Annotated in this window: 22 protein-coding genes; 21 read left to right on the forward strand and 1 reads right to left on the reverse strand. The window is 67.2% G+C overall.

Going from position 1 to position 25665, the window contains the following annotated elements; genetic code table 11:
* Positions 1-33 precede the first annotated feature (33 nt).
* The 17 genes from murC (at position 34) to EB75_RS26740 (ending at position 19638) form a co-directional block, all read left to right on the forward strand.
* Complete coding sequence (murC, locus tag EB75_RS26660) at positions 34-1485, forward strand: UDP-N-acetylmuramate--L-alanine ligase (protein ID WP_073698233.1); 1452 nt, start codon at positions 34-36, stop codon at positions 1483-1485.
* The gene (locus EB75_RS26665; protein ID WP_083612588.1) at positions 1482-2447 is read left to right on the forward strand and encodes a cell division protein FtsQ/DivIB; all 966 of its coding nucleotides are present in this window, start codon (positions 1482-1484) and stop codon (positions 2445-2447) included. The genes murC and EB75_RS26665 overlap by 4 nt, the downstream gene beginning before the upstream one ends.
* Positions 2448-2624: 177 nt before the next feature.
* On the forward strand, positions 2625-3800 hold the full coding sequence (gene ftsZ, locus EB75_RS26670) for a cell division protein FtsZ (protein WP_073698234.1): 1176 nt from the start codon (positions 2625-2627) through the stop codon (positions 3798-3800).
* A 41-nt stretch (positions 3801-3841) separates the two neighbouring features.
* The gene (pgeF, locus tag EB75_RS26675) at positions 3842-4552 is read left to right on the forward strand and encodes a peptidoglycan editing factor PgeF (RefSeq protein WP_073698235.1); all 711 of its coding nucleotides are present in this window, start codon (positions 3842-3844) and stop codon (positions 4550-4552) included.
* 6 nt (positions 4553-4558) lie between these two features.
* Entirely contained in the window at positions 4559-5338 is a 780-nt protein-coding gene (locus EB75_RS26680) for a YggS family pyridoxal phosphate-dependent enzyme (protein ID WP_073698236.1), read from the forward strand.
* A gap of 65 nt (positions 5339-5403) precedes the next feature.
* A complete protein-coding gene (locus EB75_RS26685) occupies positions 5404-6048 on the forward strand; it encodes a cell division protein SepF (RefSeq protein ID WP_073698237.1) in 645 nt (214 codons plus the stop codon).
* 122 nt (positions 6049-6170) lie between these two features.
* Positions 6171-6464, forward strand: a complete 294-nt coding sequence (locus tag EB75_RS26690; RefSeq protein WP_073698238.1) for a YggT family protein — start codon at positions 6171-6173, stop codon at positions 6462-6464.
* 268 nt (positions 6465-6732) lie between these two features.
* Positions 6733-7518 (forward strand): DivIVA-like cell division protein Wag31, encoded by a 786-nt coding sequence (gene wag31, locus EB75_RS26695; protein WP_073698239.1) that lies wholly within the window; start codon positions 6733-6735, stop codon positions 7516-7518.
* 10 nt (positions 7519-7528) lie between these two features.
* Positions 7529-8086: a hypothetical protein gene (locus tag EB75_RS26700; RefSeq protein WP_073698240.1), complete on the forward strand. Its 558-nt coding sequence runs from the start codon at positions 7529-7531 to the stop codon at positions 8084-8086.
* A gap of 379 nt (positions 8087-8465) precedes the next feature.
* Positions 8466-9959: a nitrate/nitrite transporter gene (locus tag EB75_RS26705; RefSeq protein ID WP_083612589.1), complete on the forward strand. Its 1494-nt coding sequence runs from the start codon at positions 8466-8468 to the stop codon at positions 9957-9959.
* 113 nt (positions 9960-10072) lie between these two features.
* On the forward strand, positions 10073-10780 hold the full coding sequence (locus EB75_RS26710; protein ID WP_073698242.1) for a FadR/GntR family transcriptional regulator: 708 nt from the start codon (positions 10073-10075) through the stop codon (positions 10778-10780).
* A gap of 11 nt (positions 10781-10791) precedes the next feature.
* Positions 10792-11622 (forward strand): sterol desaturase family protein, encoded by an 831-nt coding sequence (locus EB75_RS26715; RefSeq protein ID WP_073698243.1) that lies wholly within the window; start codon positions 10792-10794, stop codon positions 11620-11622.
* A gap of 150 nt (positions 11623-11772) precedes the next feature.
* Positions 11773-15825, forward strand: a complete 4053-nt coding sequence (locus EB75_RS26720; RefSeq protein ID WP_073698244.1) for a bifunctional nitrate reductase/sulfite reductase flavoprotein subunit alpha — start codon at positions 11773-11775, stop codon at positions 15823-15825.
* Positions 15826-15890: 65 nt separating this feature from the next.
* Entirely contained in the window at positions 15891-17183 is a 1293-nt protein-coding gene (locus tag EB75_RS26725) for a GTP cyclohydrolase II (RefSeq protein WP_073698266.1), read from the forward strand.
* Positions 17180-18415: a URC4/urg3 family protein gene (locus EB75_RS26730; protein WP_073698245.1), complete on the forward strand. Its 1236-nt coding sequence runs from the start codon at positions 17180-17182 to the stop codon at positions 18413-18415. Before EB75_RS26725 ends, EB75_RS26730 begins: the two co-directional genes overlap by 4 nt.
* A gap of 9 nt (positions 18416-18424) precedes the next feature.
* Positions 18425-19054 carry a uracil phosphoribosyltransferase gene (upp, locus tag EB75_RS26735; protein ID WP_073698246.1) on the forward strand — a complete coding sequence of 210 codons (630 nt, stop codon included), beginning with the start codon at positions 18425-18427 and terminating at the stop codon, positions 19052-19054.
* A gap of 2 nt (positions 19055-19056) precedes the next feature.
* Positions 19057-19638, forward strand: a complete 582-nt coding sequence (locus EB75_RS26740) for a nucleoside deaminase (RefSeq protein WP_083612590.1) — start codon at positions 19057-19059, stop codon at positions 19636-19638.
* A gap of 17 nt (positions 19639-19655) precedes the next feature.
* Here the strand turns inward: EB75_RS26740 and EB75_RS26745 are convergent, their stop codons facing one another.
* Positions 19656-20003: a hemophore-related protein gene (locus EB75_RS26745; protein WP_073698247.1), complete on the reverse strand. Its 348-nt coding sequence runs from the start codon at positions 20001-20003 to the stop codon at positions 19656-19658.
* Between the two features lie 246 nt (positions 20004-20249).
* Between EB75_RS26745 and EB75_RS26750 the strand changes: the two genes are divergently transcribed.
* From EB75_RS26750 to EB75_RS30080, 4 genes are all read left to right on the forward strand, one after another.
* Entirely contained in the window at positions 20250-21293 is a 1044-nt protein-coding gene (locus tag EB75_RS26750; RefSeq protein WP_073698248.1) for a hypothetical protein, read from the forward strand.
* A 70-nt stretch (positions 21294-21363) separates the two neighbouring features.
* A complete protein-coding gene (locus tag EB75_RS26755; protein WP_073698249.1) occupies positions 21364-21861 on the forward strand; it encodes a hypothetical protein in 498 nt (165 codons plus the stop codon).
* Positions 21862-21994: 133 nt separating this feature from the next.
* Positions 21995-23446 carry an LLM class flavin-dependent oxidoreductase gene (locus tag EB75_RS26760; RefSeq protein ID WP_073698250.1) on the forward strand — a complete coding sequence of 484 codons (1452 nt, stop codon included), beginning with the start codon at positions 21995-21997 and terminating at the stop codon, positions 23444-23446.
* Between the two features lie 901 nt (positions 23447-24347).
* Entirely contained in the window at positions 24348-25529 is a 1182-nt protein-coding gene (locus EB75_RS30080) for a sensor domain-containing diguanylate cyclase (RefSeq protein WP_286150330.1), read from the forward strand.
* Positions 25530-25665 lie beyond the last annotated feature (136 nt).

Raw genomic sequence — 25665 nt, forward strand, 5'->3', positions numbered from 1 at the left:
CGAGCTCGCCCGGGACGTGGGGGCGGCCATCCGATGACGGCGCGCGATTTGCCACCCGAGCTGGCTCGGGTGCACATGGTCGGCATCGGCGGTGCCGGGATGTCCGGCATTGCCCGGATCCTGCTGGACCGCGGTGGCCGGGTGTCCGGTTCGGACGCCAAGGAGTCGCGCGGCGTCGCGGCGCTGCGGGCCCGCGGTGCCGAGATCCGCATCGGGCACGACGCGTCGTCGCTCGACATGCTGCCTGGTGGCCCGACCGTCGTGGTCAGCACGCACGCCGCCATTCCCAAGGACAACCCCGAGTTGGTGGAGGCGCGCCGGCGCGGCATCCCGGTGATCATGCGCCCGGTGGTGCTCGCCAAGCTGATGGACGGCTACCGCTCGGTGCTGGTGACCGGTACCCACGGCAAGACCACGACGACCTCGATGGTCATTGTGGCGTTGCAGCACACGGGTTTCGACCCCTCGTTCGCCGTCGGCGGCGACCTGGGTGAGGCCGGCACCAATGCCCACCACGGCAGTGGCGACTGCTTTGTCGCCGAAGCCGACGAAAGCGATGGCTCGCTGCTCGAGTACACCCCTGATGTCGCGGTGGTGACCAACATCGAGGCCGATCACCTGGATCACTTCGGCAGCGTCGAGGCCTATACCGCGGTGTTCGACGACTTCGTGGCCCGGCTGCGGCCCGGCGGCGCGCTCGTGGTCTGTGCCGATGACCCGGGTGCCGAAGCGCTGGCCCAGCGGTCGGCGGAGCGCGGCGTCCGGGTCCTGCGGTACGGCATGGGCAGTGCGCAGCGCACGGATCTGGAGGCGACGCTGCTGACCTGGCAGCAGCAGGGCACCGGTGGGGTGGCGGCCATCCAGTTGGCGGGCGAACCGCACCGGCGCGGCATGCGGCTGTCGGTGCCGGGCAAGCACATGGCGCTCAACGCGCTGGCCGCGCTGCTGGCGGCACGGGAGGTCGGTGCCGATCCGGAGGCGGTGCTCGACGGACTGACCGGGTTCGAAGGTGTGCGGCGTCGGTTCGAGGCGGTCGGAACCGCTTACGGCGTCAGGGTTTTCGACGACTACGCGCACCATCCCACCGAGGTTCGGGCGACGCTGGAAGCGTTGCGCGCGGTGGCGGGCACGTCGCGGTCCATCGTGGTGTTCCAGCCCCATTTGTATTCGCGGACACAGACTTTCGCGAAGGAGTTCGGCCAGGCGCTGGATCGCGCGGACGAGGTGTTCGTGCTCGACGTGTACGCCGCGCGCGAAGCCCCGATGGCCGGGGTCAGCGGCGCGAGCATCGTCGAACACGTCTCGGCGCCGGTGCATTACGTACCGGACTTCTCCGCGGTCGCCGAGCAGGTGGCGGCCAAGGCCGGTCCCGGTGACGTCATCGTCACCATGGGCGCCGGCGACGTCACGTTGTTGGGGCGCGAGATCCTGACCGCACTCGAGGCCAAGGCCGACCGCGCCGCTCCGGGACGGCCCACGCCGTGACAGTGGACGACGGTTCGGGGGAGCCGGCTGCCGAACCTGTTGCGGCGCAGGACGACACGGTGCAGGACGACACGGTGCAGGGCGAGGTGGCGGAGGACGTCGCCGCCGAGGCGGAGGACGCCGCGTCGGCCGATCCCGCCTCACCTGACTACGAGGGTCCCCGCCGTCGCGCGCGGCGCGAGCGGGAGGAACGCCGCATCGCGCTGGAGCGGGCCCGGGCCCTGGAGCAGGCTCGCCAGGAGGCCCGGCGCCGGGCGGCGGGCCTGTCCGAGCAGCCGAAGGCGCCCACGCGCGGCGTCATCCGCGGGCTGAAGTTGTTGCTGTGGTCGGCCGTGACGGCGGTCCTCGCCGTCACATTGGGCCTGGTGCTGTATTTCACGCCGATCATGTCGGTCCGTCACACGGTGGTCGCGGGCCTGCAGACCCTGACCGAGGACGAGGTGATCCGGGCGGCCGCGGTCAAGCCGGAAACGCCGCTGCTCCAGGTCAACACCGACACGGTGGCCGAACGCGTGGCCACCATCCGGCGGGTGGCCAGCGCCCGGGTGCAGCGGGAGTACCCGTCGACCCTGCGAGTCACGGTGGTGGAGCGGGTGCCGGTGGCGGCCAAGGAGTATCCGGACGGTCCGCACCTGTTCGACCGGGACGGGGTGGATTTCGCGACCGAGCCGCCGCCGCAGGGGCTGCCGTACCTGGACGCCGACAATCCCGGGCCGAAGGATCCCGCGACCCTCGCGGCGCTCGAGGTGCTGCTGTCGCTGCGGCCCGAGGTGTTCAGCCAGGTGGCGCGGGTCGGGGCGCCGTCGGTCGCCGGCGTGACCCTGACGCTGAACGACGGTCGCGAGGTCATCTGGGGGACCACCGACCGCACGGAGGAGAAGGCGCTCAAACTCGGCGCGCTGCTGACTCAGCCGGGGCACACCTATGACGTGTCCAGCCCTGACCTGCCCACTGTGAAGTAGTAGGCAAGAAAAATCGCGTGAACTCTCGGCGCGCCTGCACGGTTGCGGCGCGGCGGCACCCTACCGTTCTGTTTGCGCGGAACAACTTGACATAACTCTAACCCTATGGTTGAGGTTTAGGGTTTGAATTCGAGAAGTTTTGCTCCGGACAAATCGAGCCAGGGAGGAAGACGTCAGATGACACCCCCGCATAACTACCTCGCCGTCATCAAGGTGATCGGTGTCGGCGGCGGCGGCGTCAACGCCGTCAACCGCATGATCGAACAGGGCCTTCGCGGCGTCGAGTTCATCGCCATCAACACCGACGCGCAGGCGCTGCTGCTGAGCGAGGCCGACGTCAAGCTCGACGTCGGTCGCGACTCGACGCGTGGCCTGGGCGCCGGCGCCGACCCTGAGGTCGGCCGCAAGGCCGCCGAAGACGCCAAGGACGAGATCGAGGAGCTGCTGCGCGGCGCCGACATGGTGTTCGTCACCGCTGGTGAGGGTGGTGGCACCGGTACCGGTGGCGCGCCCGTCGTCGCCGGCATCGCCCGCAAGCTCGGCGCGCTGACCGTCGGTGTGGTGACCCGTCCGTTCTCCTTCGAGGGCAAGCGCCGCTCGAACCAGGCGGAGTTGGGCATCCAGGCGCTGCGCGAGAGCTGCGACACCCTGATCGTCATCCCCAACGACCGTCTGCTGCAGATGGGCGACGCCGCCGTGTCGCTGATGGACGCGTTCCGCAGCGCCGACGAGGTGCTGCTCAACGGTGTCCAGGGCATCACGGACCTGATCACGACCCCGGGTCTGATCAACGTCGACTTCGCCGACGTCAAGGGCGTCATGAGCAGTGCCGGCACCGCCTTGATGGGCATCGGTTCGGCCCGCGGTGACGGCCGCGCGCTCAAGGCCGCCGAGATCGCCATCAACTCGCCGTTGCTGGAAGCCTCGATGGACGGCGCCCAGGGCGTGCTGATGTCGGTGGCCGGTGGCAGCGACCTGGGTCTGTTCGAGATCAACGAGGCCGCGTCGCTGGTGCAGGACGCCGCGCACCCTGAGGCCAACATCATCTTCGGAACCGTCATCGACGACTCCCTGGGCGACGAGGTCCGCGTCACGGTCATCGCGGCCGGGTTCGACACCGCCGGCCAGAGCCGCAAGCCCGTCACCTCGGCGGTGCCGGGTGCCACGGCGACGCAGGCTGCCGGTGGTGCCCACCGCGCGCAGACCTTCGGGGCGGCCAGCGCGGGCAAGCTCGGTGCTTTCAATGCCGATCCGGGCAGCGTGCCGGCGGCCAGCAATGGTGTGACGGTCAGCGTCGGCGGTCGCGGCGACGACGATGACGACGTCGATGTGCCGCCGTTCATGAAGCACTGACGATGGCGCAGTGGTGCGGGGACGCCGGATAAATTGGCATCGTGACGTTCCGTATCCGCAGAGTGACTACGACGCGTGCGGGCGGGGTCTCCAAGGCCCCGTTCGACACGTTCAACCTGGGTGACCACGTCGGCGACGACCCAAAGGCGGTGTCGGCCAACCGGACTCGGCTGGCCGACGCCATCGGGCACGGACCGCTGGTGTGGATGAACCAGGTTCACGGTGACCATGTCGAAGTTGTCGAGGGCCCTGGAACTGGAGCCGGGGGAGCCTACGACAACACCGACGCCCTGGTCACCGCGACACCGCGGCTGCCGCTCGCGGTGATCACGGCCGACTGTGTGCCGGTGCTGTTGGGTGATGCGCGCGCGGGTGTGGTGGCCGCCGTGCACGCCGGACGCGTCGGCGCCCAGAAGGGCGTGGTGCTGCGCACGGTCGAGGCGATGCAGAAACTCGGCGCGCAGGTGCAGGACATCTCTGTGCTGCTCGGCCCGGCGGTCAGCGGGCGCAATTATGAGGTGCCCTACGAGATGGCCGACGACGTCGAGGCGGTGCTGCCGGGCAGTATCACCACGACCGCCCGCGGCACGGTGGGTCTGGACCTGCGGGCCGGCCTCGCCAAGCAGTTGGCCGGGTTGGGCATCAAGGCCATCGACATCGACCCGCGCTGCACGGTCGACGATCCGAATCTGTTCAGCCACCGACGTGGCGCCCCGACCGGGCGGCTGGCGTCGGTGGTGTGGATGGAATGACCCCGAATGACTATGGTGCCGCGCGACGCTCAGTTGGCCGCGTCGCTGGCCCGGATTCAGGCGCGGATCGACGCTGCCGCGGCAGCCGCCGGCCGGGATCGGGCAGACATCGAATTTCTTCCGGTGACCAAATTCTTTCCGGCGAGTGATGTTGTCGCGCTGTTCGGATTGGGCTGCCGGGCATTCGGTGAATCGCGGGAGCAGGAAGCCGCGGGCAAAGTCATTGAGGTGTCGAACACTCTTTCCGGCGAATTGTCGGATTGGTCATCGAACATAGAGTCGAACAATGCAATTCGGTGGCACATGATCGGCCGAATTCAACGCAACAAAGCACGTGCCGTGGCGCGCTGGGCGGCCGTGGCGCATTCGGTCGACACCGCGCCGTTGATCACGGCGCTGTCCCGTGGCGCGGTCGAGGCATTGGAGCAAGGCCGCAGGTCCGAGGCATTGCAGGTCTATATCCAGGTCAGCCTCGACGGGGATCCGGCCCGCGGCGGAGTGCCGATGGACCGGCCCGACCTGGTCGACGAACTGTGCGCGGCCGCGCACGCCGCCCCGGGGCTGGGGTTGGCGGGGCTGATGGCCATCCCGCCGCTGACCAGCGACGCCGAAGCGGAGTTTGCGCGGCTGGAAGCCGAATTGCTCAGGGTCCAAACGCAATACCCGCACCGGCTGGGGCTCTCCGCGGGTATGTCGAACGACCTGGAAATCGCGGTGCGACACGGGTCAACGTGTGTGCGTGTCGGTACCGCGTTAATGGGACCGCGTCCTCTAACGTCACCATGAGTAGTCACTCCAGTCACACTTACATCACAGTCACCAGACACCACATTCTTAGCTAGGGGCATCCGATGAGCACACTGCACAAGGTCAAGGCCTACTTCGGTATGGCGCCGATGGACGACTATGACGACGAGTACTACGACGACGAAGAGCGTCCGGCGCGCACCTACGCAGCCCCGCGTCGCCCCCGCGAGGACCGCTTCGAGGACGACGACTACGGCCGTGGCGAGCCGCGCGGCTACGACGACCGTCGCGAATACGCCCGCGAAATGGATAGCGCCCCAATGGGTTACCGCGGCGGCTACGACGAGATGCCGGCCCGTGGCCCGCGCGAGTTCGAGCGTCCCCGCTTCAACACCCTGCGTGGTGCCACCCGTGGCGCGGTCGCCATGGAGCCCCGCCGCATGGCCGAGCTGTTCGAGGCCGGCAGTGCCCTGGCCAAGATCACCACGCTGCGCCCGAAGGACTACAGCGAGGCCCGCACCATCGGTGAGCGCTTCCGCGACGGCACCCCGGTGATCATGGATCTGGTGTCGATGGACAACGCCGACGCCAAGCGCCTGGTCGACTTCGCCGCCGGCCTGGCCTTCGCGCTGCGCGGTTCGTTCGACAAGGTCGCCACCAAGGTGTTCCTGCTGTCGCCGGCCGACGTCGACGTCAGCGCCGAAGAGCGGCGCCGCATCGCCGAGGCGGGTTTCTACAGCTACCAGTAACACCTACGCAGCTCTACGCAAGACCCCTTCGGCTCCCGGCCGGAGGGGTCTGCGTTAGGTAGGCTCGATCTCAAGCGCCGACAGCAGTCGGCGCTTTTCCCGCGCTAGTGAGGTCTGTTGCATTGACCCTGTTCTTCGACATTCTGGGTTTTGCGCTGTTCGTCTTCTGGCTGCTGCTGATCGCCCGTGTGGTGGTCGAGTTCATCCGCGGATTCAGTCGGGACTGGCAGCCGAGGGGACTGACGGTCGTGATTCTGGAAGCGATCATGACGGTGACGGATCCTCCGGTGAAGCTGTTGCGGCGCTTGATCCCTCCGCTGACCATCGGGCCTGTCCGGGTCGATCTGTCCATCGTGGTGCTGCTGATGGTGGTGTTCGTCGGCATGCGACTGTCTTTCGATCAGGTCGGCGCCTGACCGCGACGTTCCCCTGACCTGCAGAAGCGCATTAATTACATTTATGTAATTAATGCGCTTCTTTCGTATTGGCCGAATGGCGCCGAACGTCGGGCGGCGTTGCCGAATTCCAATGAAACATTGAAATTCGTTCTTAATTCCGGCCCTCGCCTGCAACCGACGGGTCTGCTGTGACAGGATGGACGCCAGTTACTCCACGATCGCTCTACACTTTGATCGCTCTACACTTTGACACCGATTGACGGTCCAGACTGCAAGGGGGCAGAAGATGCCGCTAACTCCGGCTGACGTCCACAACGTCGCATTCAGCAAGCCGCCGATTGGCAAGCGCGGTTATAACGAGGATGAGGTCGATGCCTTCCTCGATCTCGTCGAGACCGAGCTGACCCGGCTGATCGAAGAGAACAGCGATCTGCGGCAGCGCGTCGCCGAGCTCGACGCCGAACTCCAGTCCGCCCGCACCGGCCAGCCGGTGGCGGCACCTGTCTTCACCAAGCCCGAGCCCAAGCCGGAGCCCGAGCCCGTGGCGGCCCCGGTCGCAGCGCCGGTCGGCGAGGACCACCACGTCCGTGCGGCCAAGGTGCTGAGCCTGGCCCAGGACACCGCCGACCGCCTCACCGGTTCGGCCAAGGCTGAGGCCGACAAGACCCTCGCCGACGCCCGCGCCCAGGCCGATGCCCTGGTCAGCGACGCCAAGCACACCGCCGAGACCACGATCGCCGACGCCAAGGCCCGCGCCGAGGCCATGCTGGCCGACGCGCAGACCCGTTCGGAGGCCCAGCTGCGTCAGGCCCAGGACAAGGCCGACGCCCTGCAGGCCGACGCCGAGCGCAAGCACACCGAGATCATGGGCAACATCAACCAGCAGCGCACCGTGCTGGAAGGCCGCCTCGAGCAGTTGCGTACCTTCGAGCGCGAGTACCGGACCCGCCTGAAGACCTACCTGGAGTCTCAGCTCGAAGAGCTCGGCCAGCGCGGCTCTGCCGCTCCGGCGGACTCGTCGGCCGGTGGCGAGGGTGCTGGCTTCGGCCAGTTCAACCGGGGCAACAGCTGACGGCTGACGCATGCTGATCATTGCACTGGTCCTTGCCCTCATCGGCCTGACGGCGCTGGTGACCGCAATCGTCACCAGCAATGAGCTGATCGCTTGGGTGTGTATCGGCGCCAGCGTCATCGGCGTGCTGCTGCTCATCGTCGACGCGTTGCGGGAACGCTCGCGCAGCGGTGAGGCAGCTGCCGAGGCCGCCCCGGACGTCGACGACGCACTGGCCACCGAGGCCGGCGAAGAAGCCGCGGCGGAAGAAGAAGCGGCCGCGGAGCCTGTCGAGGACTATCCGGCCGACGAACCCGAAACGGTTGTGGCCGAGAAGGTTTCAGACGACGACGAGCCTGCGGCCGAAGGGTCGGAGGAGTCCGAGTCCGAGGAGCCCAAGGCTGAGGGGGACGACGCCGAGGCTCCGGACGAGTCCACGGAAGCCGAAACTGCCGACGAGTCTGCGGAATCCGACGCTGCGGACGCCGAGGAAACCGTCGAGCCCGAGGCTGCCGACGAGCCTGAGGCCGAGCAGGCCGAAGGCGCCGAAGAAGCCAAGGCCGACGAGGGCGAGGCCAAGAAGGCCTGAGCTCGGCGCTCTCGATGTAGCACTCATAGCACCGCCGCGACGGATTCCCCGTCGCGGCGGTGCTTTTGTCTGCATCGGGCAGCCCGGCATGACCCCGATTTCAGGGTCATCTGCGCGACCGCTCAGAAACCCGTTGACCCTGCATCTCGGGCGCATCTCACTCGAACAAATGCGCCCGGAGCGCAGGATCAATGGGGGAGCACGGTTATTTCCTGCTTGTTGCGTCGATACGACGGCCATGAATCGCGCCGGTCACGCACGCGCGCCGAAGCAAATGAGCCCCTATTGACTTTGCCGACATCGGAGGGCAACAGCTGCGGCATCACGCGCCCGTACATATGTAGCCAACCAATTCCTGACTGGGAGGCCTGGAGGCACTGTGAGTCTGTTGAGTCGTAACCGCGACATCGAGCACTGGGATGCCGAAGATGTTGCTGCGTGGGACGCCGGTAACAAGGACATCGCCAAGCGGAACCTGATCTGGTCGATCTTCGCCGAGCATGTCGGTTTCTCCGTATGGAGCATCTGGTCGGTCATGGTGCTGTTCATGCCGCAGGCCGTTTACGGCATCGATGCCCTTGGCAAGTTCGTCCTCGGTGCGGTCCCGATCGCCGTCGGGTCGTTCATGCGCATTCCGTACACCATCGGACCTGCGAAATTCGGCGGCCGCAACTTCACGATCTTCAGCGCGTTGATGCTGGCCATCCCGTGCGCGCTGACCATGTACTTCATGATGCATCCGGGGACGTCGTACACCACGTTCCTGATCGTCGCCGCGGTCGCCGGCTTCGGTGGCGGCAACTTCGCGTCGTCGATGACCAACATCAATGCCTTCTACCCGCAGCGGCTGAAGGGGTGGGCGCTGGGCCTGAACGCCGGCGGCGGCAACATCGGTGTCCCTGTCATGCAGATCATCGGCCTGGTCGTCATCGCCACGCTCGGCAACCGGCGCCCCGAGGTCGTGTGCGCCATCTACCTGGTGTTGCTGGCCGGCGCCGCCCTCGGTGCCGCGCTGTTCATGGACAACCTCCAGGGGCAGAAGTCGAATCTCTCGGCGATGGTCGAGGCCATGAAGTTCCGTAACTCGTGGGTGATGTGTTTCCTCTACATCGGCACCTTCGGTTCGTTCATCGGGTTCAGCTTCGCGTTCACGCAGATTCTGAACATCAACTTCACTGCGCAGGAGATCGCACCGCTGCTGGACAAGTACCACGTCGCGTCGGCCGCCAAGCTGCCCAAGGAAGCGGCAAAGGCCTTGGCGAAGGCCAACTTCGACGCCTCCATCCACACCGCGTGGATCGCCTTCCTGGGCCCGCTGCTCGGTTCGATCTCGCGACCGTTCGGCGGCAAGCTCGCCGACAAGATCGGCGGCGGCAAGATCACGCTCTACACCTTCGCTGCGATGACGGTCGTCACCGCCGTTCTGGTCAGCACCGGCATGTGGGACGACGCCACCAAGGGTCCGGCAACGGGCGCGCAGATGGCCGTCTACATCGCGGCGTTCATGGTGCTGTTCATCCTGACCGGCCTCGGTAACGGCTCGACCTACAAGATGATCCCGTCGATCTTCGAGGCCAAGGCGCAGGGCAAGGATGATCTCGGTGCGGCGGAGAAGACGCTGTGGTCGCGCAGCATGTCGGGTGCGCTGATCGGCTTCGCCGGTGCGGTCGGAGCGTTCGGTGGCGTGCTGGTCAACATCGTCCTCCGCGCGTCCTACGCCGGTCCGGCCCACTCGGCGACCACCGCGTTCTGGGTGTTCCTCGGCTTCTATGTGGTGTGCGGCGTCGTCACCTGGTTCGTGTTCCTGCGCCAGCCGCACCTGCGGGCAGCGACGGGGGAGCACATCGGCCGGGACTTCGTGCCGGCAACGTAGCCGGCAGATCGCAATGCCCCGCGGGAGCGTCGCCCCGCGGGGCATTGTCATGTGATCCAGATAACTGGTCCAACCAGTTGACCAGTTATGCGACCAACCTCGATGATTGCCACATGGACATCGCCCCCGTCGCCCGGTCAGCGGTCAGCGACTCGGTCTTCGCGCACCTGGTCGACGAAATCCTGTCCGGCCGCGTCGCGGTTGACGAGGCACTGCCGTCCGAGCGCGAGTTGGCCCTGGCGTTCGCGGTGAACCGGCACGCCATCAGGGAAGCGCTCAAGCGGCTGCAGCAGGCCCGGCTGGTACGCATCAGCCACGGCGGCAAGACGAGGGTCCAGGATTGGCGCCAGACGGCCGGTCTGGACGTGCTCAGCACTCTCGCCGCCACGGGCGCGGTGCCCGCGCTGCAGATCGCCCGCGACATCATGGTGATGCGCCGGTCCGTGGCGGCCGATGCGGCCCGGTTGCGTGCCCGCAACGCCTCCGACGACGAGCTGGCGGCAATCGCCGCCGCGGCAGCGGCGTACCCGGCACAGCGCACCGACGAATCCTTTGCCGCGGACCTGACGTTCTGGACCGCGATCATCGACGGCAGCGGCAACCTGGCCTACCGTCTCGCACTCAACACGCTGGTCGCGGCGTTCGCCGACATCGGCTTCGGCTCCATCGCCGACCTCGGAATGGACGCCGAACTGGCCGACCGCGATGCCCACCTCACGCTGGCCGAGCACCTCGTCGCGCGCGACGCCGACGCCGCTCACCGCGTGGCCGACGACCTGCTGGGCCAGGTCGTCGACACTCTTTCCGCTCAGCAGTCCTAGGAGTCATTCCCATGTTCGACCTGATCCTGCATGCCGTGCCGGTGTTCGTGCTCTGTCTGGTGCTCGAGGCGCTGTCATTCCGGTTCCTGCCCGACGACGACGAGGTCGGTTACGAACTCCGTGACTCCCGAACCAGTCTCACCATGGGCATCGGCAACGTCATCATCAACATCGGCTGGAAGCTCGTGGTCCTGGCGGCCTACAGTGCCGCCTACCTGGTGGCGCCGATCCACCTGCCCGCCGACAATCCGCTGACCTGGATCGCGCTCTTCGTCGCCGATGACTTCGTCTACTACTGGTACCACCGCACGCACCACACGATTCGGGTGTTCTGGGCCAGCCACGTCGTGCACCACTCCAGCGAGCACTACAACCTGTCGACCGCACTGCGGCAGACGTGGACACCGTTCACGGCGCTGCCGTTCTGGTTGCCGTTGGCTTTCCTCGGCTTCTCGCCGTGGATGATCCTGCTACAGCAGTCGGTCAGTCTGCTCTACCAGTTCTTCATCCACACGGAGCGGGTCGGGAAACTGTGGCGGCCCATCGAGTTCGTGATGAACACGCCGTCGCATCACCGGGTCCACCACGGCTCCAACGATCAGTACCTGGACACCAACTACGGCGGCATCCTCATCATCTGGGACCGGCTGTTCGGCAGTTTCCAGCCCGAGGGCGAGCGCGTCGTCTACGGTCTGACCAAGAACATCAAGACGTTCAACCCGCTGCGGGTTGCCACGCACGAATACACCGCGATCTGGCAAGATGTGCGCGCGGCGAAGACGTGGAAGCAGCGCTTCGGACATACGTTCCGCGGCCCGGGTTGGTCGCCCGACAGCGCGTAACGCAGCTCACAGATTTCCGGCAGGTTTCCATCACGATTCCGGCGTGAAACATGTTGCGCACCAGGGCCTGCCGGCCATGTGAGCTTGGGTTGACGCGTAGTACATGGTCGCGCAACGGTTGCGGCATCGGCGGCCCGTAGAACTGAGGGCATGACGCCCCCCGGAGCACACACCACGCGCACCGCGTGCTCCTACTGCGGTGTCGGGTGCGGTATTTCGGTCGAGACCCGCCCCGACGCCGGTACCGGGCTGCCCGTGATCGCGCGGGTCTCTGGGGACCGCTTGCACCCCACCAACTTCGGACGGTTGTGCACCAAGGGCGCCACCCACGCCGACCTGATGGCCGCGGACGACGGCCGACTCACCACAGCGCTCGTGCGACGCAACGGTGAGATGGTAAGCGTCACAACTGACGACGCCACCGCCGAAGCGGGCCGCCGGCTGCGGGCCATCATCGATGAGCACGGCCCCGACGCTGTGGCGCTGTACGTTTCGGGCCAGATGACCATCGAGGCCCAGTATCTGGCCAACAAGCTGGCCAAGGGCTTCATCCGCACCGTGCACATCGAATCCAACTCGCGGCTGTGCATGGCGAGCGCCGGGACCGGATTCAAGCAGTCGCTCGGTGCCGACGGCCCGCCCGGGTCGTACACCGATTTCGATTCTGCCAACCTGTTTTTCGTGATCGGCGCCAACATGGCCGACTGCCACCCGATCCTCTTCCTGCGCATGGCCGACCGGATGGCCGGCAAGAACGGGCCGGGCGCCAAGCTGATCGTCGTCGACCCCCGCCGTACCACGACCGCGGAAAAAGCCGATCTCTTCTTGCAGATCAAACCCGGCACCGACCTGGCGCTGCTCAACGGCCTGCTGCACCTCCTGGTCGAAAGTGGTGCGATCGACCACGAATTCATCGCCGAGCACACCGAGGGCTGGGAGACCATGCCCGCGTTCCTCGCCGACTATCCGCCGGCGAAGGTCGCCGCGATCACCGGAATCCCCGAAGCCGACATCCGCCGCGCCGCCGAAATGATCGCGGAGGCAGGGGAGTGGATGTCGTGCTGGACCATGGGCCTGAACCAGAGCACTCACGGCACGTGGAACACCAACGCCATCTGCAACCTGCACCTGGCCACCGGCGCCATCTGCCGGACCGGCAGTGGACCGATGTCCCTGACCGGCCAGCCCAACGCCATGGGCGGCCGCGAAATGGGTTACATGGGACCGGGTCTGCCCGGGCAGCGCGCCGTGACCTCGGCCGAGGACCGGGCCTTCGTCGAAGAGCGGTGGGAGCTGGACCCCGGCACCATCCGGACCGACGTCGGCCCCGGCACCATCGAGATGTTCCGGCAGTTGGGCACCGGCGACATCAAGGCCGTGTGGATCATCTGCACCAATCCCGTTGCCACCGTGGCCAATCGGCAGACCGTCATCGACGGCCTGCAGGCCGCCGAGCTGGTGATCACGCAGGACGCCTACCAGGACACCGCGACCAACGCCTACGCCGACATCGTGCTGCCCGCGACATTGTGGGCCGAAGCCGAAGGCGTCATGGTCAACTCCGAACGCAACCTGACCCTGTTGCAGCAGAGCATCCCCGCCGCCGGTGACGCGCGCCCCGACTGGGAGCTGCTCTGTAATGTGGCCCGGCACATGGGCTTCGGCGATGAGTTCGACTACAAGTCCAGCGAGCACGTATTCGCCGAAATCCGCCAGTTCACCAACCGCCGGACCGGTTACGACATCAGCGGTGTGACCTACGAGCGCCTGCGGGAGACCCCGCTGCAGTGGCCCTGCCCGCCGGACAGTGGCGATCGGAACCCGATCCGCTACCTCAACGACGGCGTCAGCCAGGACCTGTTCGTCGCCGCGGACGGGCGCCGGCCGCGGCTGGCGTTCCCGACGCCCTCGCGGCGGGCGGTGTTCCACGCGCGCCCGCACCTGGACGCCACCGAGTTGCCCGACGACGATTTCCCCTTGGTCCTGAACACCGGCCGGCTGCAACACCAGTGGCACACCATGACCAAGACCGGGAAGGTCGAGAAGCTCAACAAGCTCACCGGGAAGCCGATCATCGAGATTCATCCCACCGACGCGGCCGGCCTCGGCATCGCCGACGGAGCGTCTGTCGAGGTGTCGTCGCGCCGCGGCACGGCGGTCCTGCCGGCCGTCCTGACGGACCGGGTGCGGCCGGGCAACTGCTTCGCGCCGTTCCACTGGAACGACCAACAGGGTGACCAGCTCACGATCAACGCCGTCACCAACGACGCGGTGGACCCCGATTCGTTGCAGCCCGAATTCAAGGTGTGCGCGGTGCGATTGGCACCGGTGGCGGCCGAGCCCGCCGTCCCGCCTGTCGCCGCGCCCGCTACTACCGGGACCCACCCGCTGGCCGCCGCACTCGGCCTGGCCGGACCGCCCGCGCTCAACGACACCGAAAAGGTCTATCTCTCCGGCTTTTTCAGCGGCATGCAGCACTCCACCGGGGTGCCGGTGCTACCCGTCTCAGCGCCAGTCAGCCCCCTGGTGCGACTGTGGGTCGACGGGGCGCTCGCCGGTGCGCACAGCGTCTCGGGGCCCGTCGCGGTGATCGACGTCGTGCCCGAGCCGGTGGCGTCCGGTCCGTTGGTGCTCTGGGCATCGCAGACCGGCACCGCCGAAGAGTTCGCGGCCGGACTGGCCGCGAAGATCGCGGGTGCCCGGCTGCAGGTGCTCGACGACACCGCCCTCGACGAGATCGCCGCCGCGGGCGAAGTCCTGGTCGTGACAAGCACTTTCGGTGACGGCGGCCCGCCCGACAACGGCGCCGACTTCTGGGCGCGGCTGAGCGCCGCCGATGCGCCCGATCTGTCCGGGGTGCGGTACTCCGTGCTCGGTATCGGCGACCGTGCGTACGAGAACTTCTGCGGTTACGCCAAGTCGCTGGACGGCCGGTTCACCGAGCTCGGGGCCACCACACTGCTGGACCGCGCCGACTGCGAGGCCTACGACGACGAGCCGCTGGCCCAATGGGCGGACGCGGCGGCCGACTTGGTCGTGGCCGAGGCGCCGGCCGTGGCTCCTGCCGCGCCGACCGCACCTGCCAAGCCGGCCCCCAAGCCCGCGAAGCCGTTCACCCGCAACAACCCGCTGCCGGTTCCGTTGTGCCGCAACACCTTGCTGTCCAAGGGCGGCGCGAAGGAAGTGCGCCAGATCGGCTTCGACCTGTCCGGGCACGACGTGAGCTACGGCGTCGGCGATGCGCTGGGCGTGGTGGTCGCCAACTGCCCCGAGACGGTCGCCGGCTGGCTCGCCGCCACCGGGCTCTCCGGTGACGAGGTCATCGACATCGACGGCGGTGAAGCACCGCTACGTGATGCGCTCACCACGTCCTACGACATCTGCAAGGTATCGCCGACCCTGCTGAACTTCCTGTCGGAACGCAGCCGCGCCAAGATTCTGCGTGCGCCCCGGGAAGAACGTGACCGCTGGCTCGACGGCCGGACCGGCCTCGATCTGGTGGAAGAGTTCAAGGTCCGCGCGGAGCCCGAGGAGTGGCGGGATGCATTGGTGCGCCTGGCGCCGCGGTCGTACTCGATCTCGTCGAGCCCGCTCGTCAGCCCCGACGAGGTGCAACTGACGGTTTCGGTGGTCCGCTACGAGGGCGTCCGTGGCGGTATCCGGCACGGCGTCGCGTCCACGTATCTCGCCGACCGGGCGCAGACGGTGCCGGTGTTCCTGCAGCCGGCGCCGCACTTCCGTCCGCCCGAGGACGCCCTGACCCCGATGATCATGGTCGGGCCCGGCACCGGAGTCGCGCCGTTCCGTGGCTTCCTGCACGAGCGTCGGGCGCTCGGCCACACCGGGCGCAACTGGCTGTTCTTCGGCGACCAGCACCGCGCCGAAAACTATTACTACCAAGACGAATTGGAGGCCTTCGCCGCTGACGGGCTGCTGACCCGGCTGGACACCGCGTTCTCCCGGGACCAGGCGAGGCGGGTGTACGTGCAGCACAAGATGCGCGAGCGCGGCGAGATTCTCTGGCGCTGGCTCGAGGACGGCGCACATTTCTACGTCTGCGGCGACGCGGCGCGGATGGCCAAGGACGTCGATGTGACGCTCACCAACATCATCAAGACGCACGGCGGCATGTCGGAAGCGGCCGCACATGAGTACAAGCGCGAGCTCATCGCCGACAAGCGCTACGTCCGCGACGTCTACTGAGCCGTACCGCTGCGCACCCGGCCGTTTCAGGGTTGACTGGAGCTTGCCGGGAAGGAGCGATGTCGATGGTCTTGGATTCAGACGCAGCATCAGGTCCACCCTCTGCTGTCCCGCCACGCAACGCTGCCCGCCACATCCGATTGACGTCCCACAGCGGCGCTGCCGACGCCCTGCCGATTCACTGGGGTGCGGCGACCGCCGCCGAGCGGGGCCCGGTGATCGGCACCACGACGACGCGCGCGCACCGCAACGTGATCGGTACCCACAGTGGGTCCTACAGCGTCTACCGGGCCTTGGCGGTCGCGGCGGGGGCGCTGTCGCCCGAGCACCGCGCGGACCTGACCAACACCGCGCCCACCGATGTAATCGGCCCGTACCCGCAGTGGGCCGACCCCGCGGCGATCGTGAGTCTCGACCCGTGGGGTGCCCTGGTCGCCGAGGCGTTCCCCGCCGAACTGGCGGCCGGCTGCGACATCCGGCCGACCATCGCCGTCACCAAGGCCCACGTGATGCTGCCGGAGGTCGCCGAGGCGATCGCCAAGGGCCGACTCCGCCCCGACGGCCGGGTGCTACTGGAGAATGGCGCCGCGTTGGTGACCAAAGCGGCCATCGAGCCGGTCTGGTTCCTTCCCGGGATCGCCGCGCGATTCGGTTGCAGCGAAACAGAACTGCGCCGCGTGCTGTTCGAGGAGACCGGCGGCATGTACCCCGAACTCGTCACGCGCGGTGATCTCGAGGTCTTTCTGCCACCCATCGGCGGACAGACCCTCTACATCTTCGGCGAGGCCCGCGATCTCGCCGACCCGGACGTCGAACTGACCGCACGGGTGCATGACGAATGCAACGGATCGGACGTCTTCGGCTCCGACATCTGTACCTGCCGGCCGTACCTCACCCATGCCATCGAAGAGTGCATCCTGGGTGCGCAGCGCGGTGGGGTCGGGCTGGTGGCGTACTCCCGCAAGGAAGGCCGGGCGCTCGGTGAGGTCACCAAATTCCTGGTGTACAACGCGCGGAAACGTCAGGTCGGCGGCGACACCGCCGACCAGTACTTCGCCCGCACGGAATGCGTTGCCGGCGTGCAGGATATGCGGTTCCAGGAACTGATGCCCGACGTGTTGCACTGGCTGGGCATCCGCAAGATTCACCGGCTGGTGTCGATGAGCAACATGAAGTACGACGCCATCACCGGCTCGGGTATCGAGGTCGTCGAACGCGTGAACATCCCCGACGAGTTGATCCCCGCCGACGCCCGCGTCGAGATCGACGCCAAGACGGCCGCCGGCTACTTCACCCCCGGGCCGGTGCCCGACGCCGACGAACTCAAGATCGCCAAGGGCCGCGGACTCACGACATGACGATCAGCACCGGCACTGGCACCGACAGCGCCGTCGCGGTCGGCATCCTGCGCAGTACCACTGCCATCCGCGACCGCGCCGAATTCCTGCTGCGCCGGGCACGCGCGGGGGAGTCCCGCTGGTTCCTGGTCGACGACGATGCGCTGGCGCAGGCCGCCGACCTCGTCGCCGACGTCACGCGCGCGCGGTATCCCGACCTGGCGATCCCGTATCACAGCCGCTGGCGCCATTTCGAAGCCGGCGGCGTCGACCGCAACGCCGACCTGCGTGCCCGCCTGGGTGCGTCGGACCCGCCCGCGCAGGCGCGCGCCCTGATCGACCTGGCCGTGGTCAGCGTCCTGCTCGATGCCGGTGCGGGGCCGGACTGGGGGTACGTGGAATCCGGTACCGGACAACGCTTCACGCGATCCGAGGGACTCGGTGTGGCCAGCTGGCACGCGTTTGTCGACGGGGCGTTCTCGAGCGATCCGACGCGGCCGTGGCAGGTCGACGCCGCGGGACTGCGCACCCTCGACGACAGTGTCCTGAGCCGGATGTTCCAGGCCGGGCCCGACAATCCGTTGGTCGGGCTCAGCGGGCGGGTACAGCTGCTGCGGCGGCTCGGCACCACACTGGCCGGCCAACCCGAGGTCTTCGGACCGCAGGGGCGCCCCGGCGGTCTGTTCGACGTGCTCGCGGGCCCGACCGTCGGTGCGCACGACATCCTGGTGCGGCTGCTGGACACCCTGTCGGGGGTCTGGTTGGCCGACAACGACATTGGCGGTATCCCGCTCGGTGACTGTTGGCCGCACCCCGCGGTGCCGGGGCCGGGACTGTCGCGCGGCTGGATGCCGTTCCACAAGCTGTCGCAGTGGCTGACCTACTCGCTGTTGGAGCCGTTCGAGTGGGCGGGGGTGACGGTCACCGGGCTGGACGCGCTCACCGGTCTGCCCGAGTACCGCAACGGCGGCCTGTTGCTCGACACCGGGGCCCTGCGTCTGCGGGATTCGTCTGTCGCAGCCCGAACCTGGTCGGTGGCAGACGAATTCGTGGTCGAGTGGCGGGCCTTGACCGTCGCGCTGCTCGACGCGCTGGCGCCGCTGGTACGGACCCGGCTCGGTCTCGGGCCTGAGGCACTACCCCTGGCCTGTGTTCTCGAGGGCGGCACGTGGGCCGCCGGGCGGGCCGTGGCTGGGGAGTTGCGGGCCGGCAACCCACCGCTGTCCATCAGCAGTGACGGCACGGTTTTCTAGGAGGGCGCCATGGGTAATCTGCATCTCGTCGACCATCCGCTGGTTCAGCACAAGCTGACGCTGATGCGGCAGAAAGACGTGTCCACCAAGGGTTTTCGTGCGCTGCTGAACGAGATTTCGGCGCTGATGACCTACGAGGTGCTCCGCGACATCCCCATGCACGAGATCGAGATCGACACGCCGCTGGAATCTACCACCGGTATGGTGATCGACGGCAAGAAGCTCGTCTTCGCCTCGATCCTGCGGGCGGGCAGCGGCATCCTGGACGGCATGCTCAGCGTCGTTCCCGGTGCGCGCATCGGCCACATCGGCCTGTACCGGGACCCGAAAACCCATGTCGCCGTGGAGTATTACTTCAAGATGCCGAGCGATTTGCACGAGCGCGACATCGTGGTGTGCGATCCGATGCTCGCCACCGGCAACTCGGCCGTGGCCGCGATCGACCGGCTCAAGGAGTACCGGCCGCGGTCCATCAAGTTCGTCTGCCTGCTGACCTGTCCGGAGGGCGTCGCCGCGATGCAGGCAGCCCACCCCGAGGTGCCGATCTTCGCCGCGGCGCTGGACCGGCAGCTCGACGAGCACGGCTACATCGTGCCGGGCCTGGGCGACGCAGGCGACCGCATCTTCGGCACCAAGTAGTCATGCACGAGCCGAACAGGCGGGCCGTGCTGCGCGGTGCGGGCTTGGTCCTCGGCGCCTCGGCAGCGGGAATCAGCGCTTCCGGCCCCGCCCACGCCGAGTCTGATCCGAGCCCGCGAGACCTGGCCCACCTCCGCCGGACCTTCGCGTTGGCGGAGCAGGCTCGGCAGGCCGGTGGAGCTCCGTACGGTGCGCTGGTCGCCGATGCCGCCGGCAACGTCGTCGCCGAGCACGGCAACACCTCGTCGGTCGACGGCGGCGACCCGACCGATCACGCGGAGATGGTCACTGTCCGCAGCGCCTGGCGCGCGCTCGGCGACGACGGCATGAAGCCGGCGACGCTGTACGCCAGCACCGAGCCGTGCACGATGTGTGCGGGCGGCACCTTCTGGAGCGGCATCGGCCGGGTGGTGTACGGCATGTCCAACACCCGGCTGCTCCAATTCACCGGCGGCGACCCGAGGAACGCGGGCTACGCACTGCCGTGCCGCGACATCCTGCTGCACGGCTACCGCCCCATCACCGTCATCGGGCCACTATTGGAAGACGAAGCGGCACAAGCACATCAGGGCTACTGGCACTGACGTCCGGCCGCCCCGGCTCAGGACAGCGCGTCGAACAGCGCCGCCAACTGACCCGGGGTGACCGACATCCCGCACTGCCCGCGCAACGACGTCAGCGGGTGCGCAATGTTCTTCAGGTCCATGAACTCGCCGGGGTGGGCGCTGAAGTACGCCCGCACCGCGCCTTCCGCGTCGCCCGACGAACCCGCGTTGGTCAGGGCGTCGTTGGCACCCGGGTGTGCATCGAGGTAGGAACTGGCCTGGGCCAGCACTCCGCTCGCGGTACTGGCCAGCCCGCTGGCAGAACATGGCGCAGCGGCGGCGTTGGGGGCGGCGATCGTGAGCGAGGCGAACCCGGCGAGCGCGAGCATGACAGTCAGTTTCATACCTGTGATCCTGCTGGATACCCGGCGATCTCGGGCGCATTGCGGGGAAGTGTCTCAATCCGCTCGATCTCTCCGGAGAGCCAGTCGATGCTCGGGTTGCCGGTCGGATCTGTGGATTGTGCAAGGAAACCGCGAGGTGGCGCGGTTGCCTGTTCCGGGCCGGCGTCGGGCCGGTCATCGTGTGCATACGGCCGTTGACCGGACCGCGCTCGCAGAGGGCGCCGTCGAATGGTGGGGAGTAGGCACATGGATAAGTGGCGACGACTGCCGGCCGGTGCGCGGGTAGGTGTCGTCGCCATCGGCTGGATGTGCTACTTCGCCGTGATTGTGCGCCTTCTCGCGGCTGACCTCGGTACACGGGGCCTGACGATCATCAGCGGGATGTGTCTGCTGGCTGCCGCGCTCTCGGTGTGGCTGGAATGGCGTGCACAACCCCGAGGCGGCTCCGCTGAGCAGCGCATGGCATTCACCCGTGCACTGCGAACGGGAAAGGCGCCCAACGGTATTGATCCCTGCCACTGGCGGCGATGGACCAAGCGCAGCAGGATCGCCGCCGAGGTTTGGGCGCCCTTGGTTTTCATCTACGGACTGGTCGGGGTGGCCGCAAGTTTGCGGGCGGCCCTGGAACCGGCCGTGTGGCTCTTTCTGCTCCTGACGATCTTCGGTTACGTCGGCGTTCTGCGGGTGTCCCGGCGTCCCCGCCGGCCGGCGGCCGAAGTGCAGCGGCGCCAACCGGTTTCCCGCACCGAGCGGGCGTTTCACCAGTCGGTGGCCCAGGTGGCGATCGGGGTGGCCATCGTCATGTTCGCCGGCGGGTTCGCGATCTTGTTGACAACCGACTACCTGGATTCGCTGACCGGTCCGTCGCGCGGGTTGCACGTCCAGTGGGCTGCCACGTGGGCGATGACGGTGAGCCTGACGCTGGCGATTTCGAACTCGGTGGAGCAGTACTTTCTGCGTCGCGGCTTCGCGTCATTCGGCGAATACGACACCTATCTGCGGGCGTTGCGGACCGGCGAGCTGCCGGAACGTGTAGAGCCCGACCGATGGCGGCGTTGGCTGCGGGCTACCCGATCGACGGTGTGGCTGGCTGGGCTATATCTGACGGTACTGACCCTCGCCAGCGTGTCGCCGGTCCTGGCCCGCCAGCCTGGGCACCACTGGGTGACGGCAGTGGCGCTCCAATTGTTTGTGGGCTGGAATCTCCTGCGCTGGCTGGTCTTACGCAATGCCGTCAGCCGGGTGGAACATCTCGTCGGGCAGCGTGCGCTCCGTCAGCTATGGGGCTGAATGCCGCTTTTCACCTCCGTTGAGCTGCACATCAAGAAACCACCAAGGCGTCTGCCGCAGCCTCACCGCCATGAAGAACCTTTCTGAACCGCGGCAGTCCGCCACGATGACGAAGTTGGCGCTGATCGCGACACCGCTTTCTGTGGCCATCGCGGCCACCATCGCCGTTGCCGCCTGCTCGACGGCCGGCGCGCCCGTCGTGCGGGCCGACTCGCAGCCGACTCTCGGTCGTGCCTGGAACCCGAGCGCGAGGGGTTACGGAACCGTACAGCCGACGAGAGTCTTCAACGGCGGTGACCCGACGGGCGACATCTGGGACATCACGTGGTCCTCGTGGGGCGGAGAACAGGCCATTGGGAGAGGCCTCTCCTATGGGATACCCCCCGGCGCCACCAGCGTCGCGGAGTCGATCAAGCAACCGGCGACGATCGTGGCCTACAACCTCGGCACCTGCAATGGCCAGCTGATGTACCAAGCGGCGAAATGGTACTTCCCTGGCAACGGAGAGACGTTCGATCCTGCCGGGCACTACAACATCTGCACCGGCGATTACGTCAAGGGCATCTGACGCGGTGGCCGCCGGCCGGGGCAGTGTTGGCCGTTCGGTCGTACTGCCCTGAGCGGCAACGGGTTTGCCATGAAAAATGTTCGTGCTGAGTGCAATCGGTGTCTGATGCGTGACATGTTGGCACGGTGGAGTAGTGACCCGACAGATTCGCCTCAACGCCTTCGACATGAACTGCGTCGCTCATCAGTCGCCCGGCCTGTGGCGGCATCCAGAAGATCAGTCCTGGCGCTACAAGGACCTGGAGTACTGGACCGAACTGGCGAAGTTGTTGGAGCGCGGCAGGTTTGACGGCCTCTTCATCGCCGATGTGCTCGGGACCTACGACGTCTATGGCGCCGGCGACGAGGCCGCCATTCGGCAGGCCGCGCAGATTCCGGTGGGCGACCCGCTGTTGTTGGTATCGGCGATGGCGTTGGTGACCGAGCATCTGGGCTTCGGCATCACCACCGGCACCGGGTTCGAGCACCCGTATCCGTTCGCTCGTCGGATATCGACCCTGGATCACCTGACCAAGGGGCGGATCGGCTGGAATGTGGTCACCGGTTATCTGCCCGCCGCGGCGCGCAACATGGGGCAGACCGACCAGCCGGCCCACGACGCCCGGTACGACCACGCCGACGAGTATCTCGAGGTGCTCTACAAGCTGTGGGAGGGCTCGTGGGAGGACGACGCGGTGGTCCGCGACCGCGAGCGCGGGGTCTTCACCGACCCGGACAAGGTGCACCACATCGGGCACTCCGGAACACATTTCAGTGTGCCGGGAGTGCACCTCGCCGAGCCCTCGCCGCAGCGGACCCCGGTGATCTACCAGGCCGGCTCATCGCCGCGTGGGGTACGGTTCGCCGCCGAGAACGCCGAGGCGATCTTCACGGCGGCGCCGACCAAAGCCATTCTGGCCGAGACGGTTTCGACCATTCGCCGGGAGCTGGAACTGGCCGGCCGGGATCCGTACTCGGCCAAGATCTTCAATCTGTCGACGGTGATCACCGCGACCACCGATGCCGAGGCGCACGCCAAACACCGCGAGTTGCTCTCTTACGGCGACCCGGAAGGCGCGCTGGTGTTCATGTCCGGGTGGATGGGTGTGGATCTCGCCCGGTACGGGTTGGACGAGCCGATCGGCAACGTCGACTCGAATGCAATCCTGTCCGCGGTCAAGGCGTTTCAGTCGGCCGACCCCGATGGCCGGGAGTGGACGGTCCGCGACATCGCCGAGTGGGGCGAAATCGGCGGCATGGGTCCACGCATCGTCGGGTCGGGCACCACGGTGGCCGACACCCTGCAGGAGTGGGTCGCCGAGACCGATGTCGACGGTTTCAACCTCGCTTATGCCATCACCCCCGGTTCCTTCGCCGACGTGATCGAGCATGTGGTTCCGGTGCTCACCGAACGTGGTGCCTACCAGGCGGAGTACCAGCCGGGGTCGTTGCGGCACAAGCTGCTCGGCAATGGCGACCGGCTACCGCAGGAGCACCGCGGCGCGCGCTACCGGGTCGGCGGGCCGTCATCGACCATCATCGATCGTCCGTCCACGTTGCCGTCGTCGTCGGCATCGACCGCCGCTCAACCGGCGCGCGGCCGCTGAGCGCTCAGTCGAGGCTGTGCACCTGATACCTACTGCGGTAGGAGGCTGATGCTGTTGATCGGCTCGGGTGTCGCCAGGACTTGAACCCTCGACGACGCTGAAACGCTCGACTTCGGTCACCGCCAGCGCTAATTGACGAGGGAGACACGTAAAAACAGAGCCACCGAACACCCCCGGGTAGATGATGGTGACTGATGGACACTGCCTAGGGGAGGGACGGACGATGGGGGGTCCGGGCGCTGGTGTGCATCGCGAGGTGGGGCTGGCCGCTGCGGGGGCGGTTCTTGTTGTCGCGGCGTTGGATTGGGTCGGTTGGGCGACGGGGATCGAGGTGTTGACGCGGGTCTTTCGGACCTGGCCGCCGATGACGCCCTGGACGGCGTTGTGGGTGGCTGCGCTGGCGCTGTCGATTCTCATGCAATCGGGGAATCCGGTGCGGAGTCGGGTGTGGGCCGGGCGGGGCTTGGCCGTAGTTGTGGGCGTGCTCGCCTGCGCGATTCTGGTGGAGTACGCGACCTCCAGATCATTCGGGATCGACCAAGCGTGGTTCGGTGCGGCAGTGCGCAGCCGGCAGTTGTCCTGGCCTGGGCGTCCAGGCCCACAGGCGGCAGCCGCGGTCCTGCTCTTGGCCACCGCCGTAGCGTTGACCCGCGTGGAGCGCCGTGGGGTCGGCGTGGTCTGGCCGGTGTGCCTGGCCGGTGGCGGGCTCGTCCCACTTGTCGCCGTCGTGGCCTATCTCTTCGATGCCGAGACTCTCGTGCAGGTGCGGCCGTCGACCGGCATAGCGATGTTGACCGCTGTCGCAGCGATACTCCTCGTCACTGCCGCGTCGGCAGCGCGTCCTGACAGGGTTCCCCTTGTCTGGCTGCTCGCCCGGCCCGACCGGGTCCCATTGCTCCGGTTGTACGGCCTCGCCGTCGGCCTGCCGATCGTTGTGTCGTTGTGGCGGCTCACGTTCCTGTCCCTGGGTGTCAACGAGAACGCCGCCTTCGCTCTGTCCGTCACATTGGCCACAGTTGTAGCCGCGATTCTCGGCTTCCGTTTGCGTCGCCAAGAGCAGAATCCGCTGATCGAACAGGAGCGGCTGAGCAGGGAACGCGCTGAAGCCGAGCGCAGACGCGCTGACGCCGAGCGCAGACGCGCCGAGGTCGAGAGACGATACCGAATCCTGGCCGACAACAGTGTGGACACCGTCGTCCACGTTCGTGAAGGCCGCGTCGTGTGGATTTCGCCGTCGGTGGAAGGCCAGTTCGGAGTTCCGCCCCAGAAATGGATTGGCTCTGACTATCTCTCCCACGTACACCCCGACGACGTTGCCAACGTGAGAACCCGTTTACAGGAGATCGGCACGGACAAGACGGCTGCCGCGCGGTATCGAATTCGCGCCGACGGGGGTGACTATCACTGGGTCGACGGCCACGCCAAGCCCTACGTCGACGCGGATGGCAACATCGACGGGGCAACCGGGTCGATGCGTGTCGTCGACGATCGGGTCGAGGCGGAGCAGCGTCTGGATCGGCTGGCCCGGTTCGACATTCTGACCGGTCTGCCGAACCGTGCCGAGGCGTTGGGAATCCTTGAGGCTGCGATCGCGCACGCGCGATCGCCCGGCGCTGACCTCGGCGTCCTGTTCTGCGATATCGACCATTTCAAGGACATCAACGACACCTGGGGGCACGCCGTCGGTGACGCTGTGCTCGTGACAATGGCAAGCCGGGTCCGCGAAAGCGTGCGCCAGGGAGACATGGTGGGGCGGATAGGCGGAGACGAGATGCTCGTCGTCCTGTTCGGCCTCCACGGTTATGACGAGGCCGTCAGAATCGCCGACGGGATTCGATGTCGTGCCGCCGAACCGATCCATGAATCCGGGCACACGGTACATGCGACTCTGAGTATTGGTGCCACCCTGGCCGTTCCCGGCGAATCCGTTTCCTCGATCATCGGCCGCGCTGACACGGCGATGTACCAGGCCAAGTTGGGCGGTAGAAACGCGGTCGTCCGGATTGAATCAACCGAGCCCCGAGCTCATGTCGGTAGTTCCAAACGCGACATCGCGACCCGCGGCTTCACCGCATCGCGGTGACTGTCGGCCGATGTCCTGTTGCTGTTTGTGTGATCGCGGCTGCGCCGCTCAACACACGCCGCCGGCCAGAAAAAAAGGCGAGCGTCGCCGCTCGCCTCAGTCGTGTGTTCGCACCGTCAATCGACTCGGAAACGAG

The organism is Mycobacterium sp. ST-F2 (assembly GCF_001905655.1).
Taxonomy (GTDB): Bacteria; Actinomycetota; Actinomycetes; order Mycobacteriales; family Mycobacteriaceae; genus Mycobacterium.

Bases quoted from the DNA above. Each gene is read 5' to 3' on its own strand.
- murC (WP_073698233.1), top strand. From the start codon at position 34: ATGACGGCGCGCGATTTGCCACCCGAGCTGGCTCGGGTGCACATGGTC.
- ftsZ (WP_073698234.1), top strand. From the start codon at position 2,625: ATGACACCCCCGCATAACTACCTCGCCGTCATCAAGGTGATCGGTGTC.
- EB75_RS26680 (WP_073698236.1), top strand. From the start codon at position 4,559: ATGACTATGGTGCCGCGCGACGCTCAGTTGGCCGCGTCGCTGGCCCGG.
- EB75_RS26685 (WP_073698237.1), top strand. From the start codon at position 5,404: ATGAGCACACTGCACAAGGTCAAGGCCTACTTCGGTATGGCGCCGATG.
- wag31 (WP_073698239.1), top strand. From the start codon at position 6,733: ATGCCGCTAACTCCGGCTGACGTCCACAACGTCGCATTCAGCAAGCCG.
- EB75_RS26700 (WP_073698240.1), top strand. From the start codon at position 7,529: ATGCTGATCATTGCACTGGTCCTTGCCCTCATCGGCCTGACGGCGCTG.
- EB75_RS26710 (WP_073698242.1), top strand. From the start codon at position 10,073: ATGGACATCGCCCCCGTCGCCCGGTCAGCGGTCAGCGACTCGGTCTTC.
- EB75_RS26715 (WP_073698243.1), top strand. From the start codon at position 10,792: ATGTTCGACCTGATCCTGCATGCCGTGCCGGTGTTCGTGCTCTGTCTG.
- EB75_RS26720 (WP_073698244.1), top strand. From the start codon at position 11,773: ATGACGCCCCCCGGAGCACACACCACGCGCACCGCGTGCTCCTACTGC.
- EB75_RS26725 (WP_073698266.1), top strand. From the start codon at position 15,891: ATGGTCTTGGATTCAGACGCAGCATCAGGTCCACCCTCTGCTGTCCCG.
- EB75_RS26730 (WP_073698245.1), top strand. From the start codon at position 17,180: ATGACGATCAGCACCGGCACTGGCACCGACAGCGCCGTCGCGGTCGGC.
- upp (WP_073698246.1), top strand. From the start codon at position 18,425: ATGGGTAATCTGCATCTCGTCGACCATCCGCTGGTTCAGCACAAGCTG.
- EB75_RS26740 (WP_083612590.1), top strand. From the start codon at position 19,057: ATGCACGAGCCGAACAGGCGGGCCGTGCTGCGCGGTGCGGGCTTGGTC.
- EB75_RS26745 (WP_073698247.1), bottom strand. From the start codon at position 20,003: ATGAAACTGACTGTCATGCTCGCGCTCGCCGGGTTCGCCTCGCTCACG.
- EB75_RS26750 (WP_073698248.1), top strand. From the start codon at position 20,250: ATGGATAAGTGGCGACGACTGCCGGCCGGTGCGCGGGTAGGTGTCGTC.
- EB75_RS26755 (WP_073698249.1), top strand. From the start codon at position 21,364: ATGAAGAACCTTTCTGAACCGCGGCAGTCCGCCACGATGACGAAGTTG.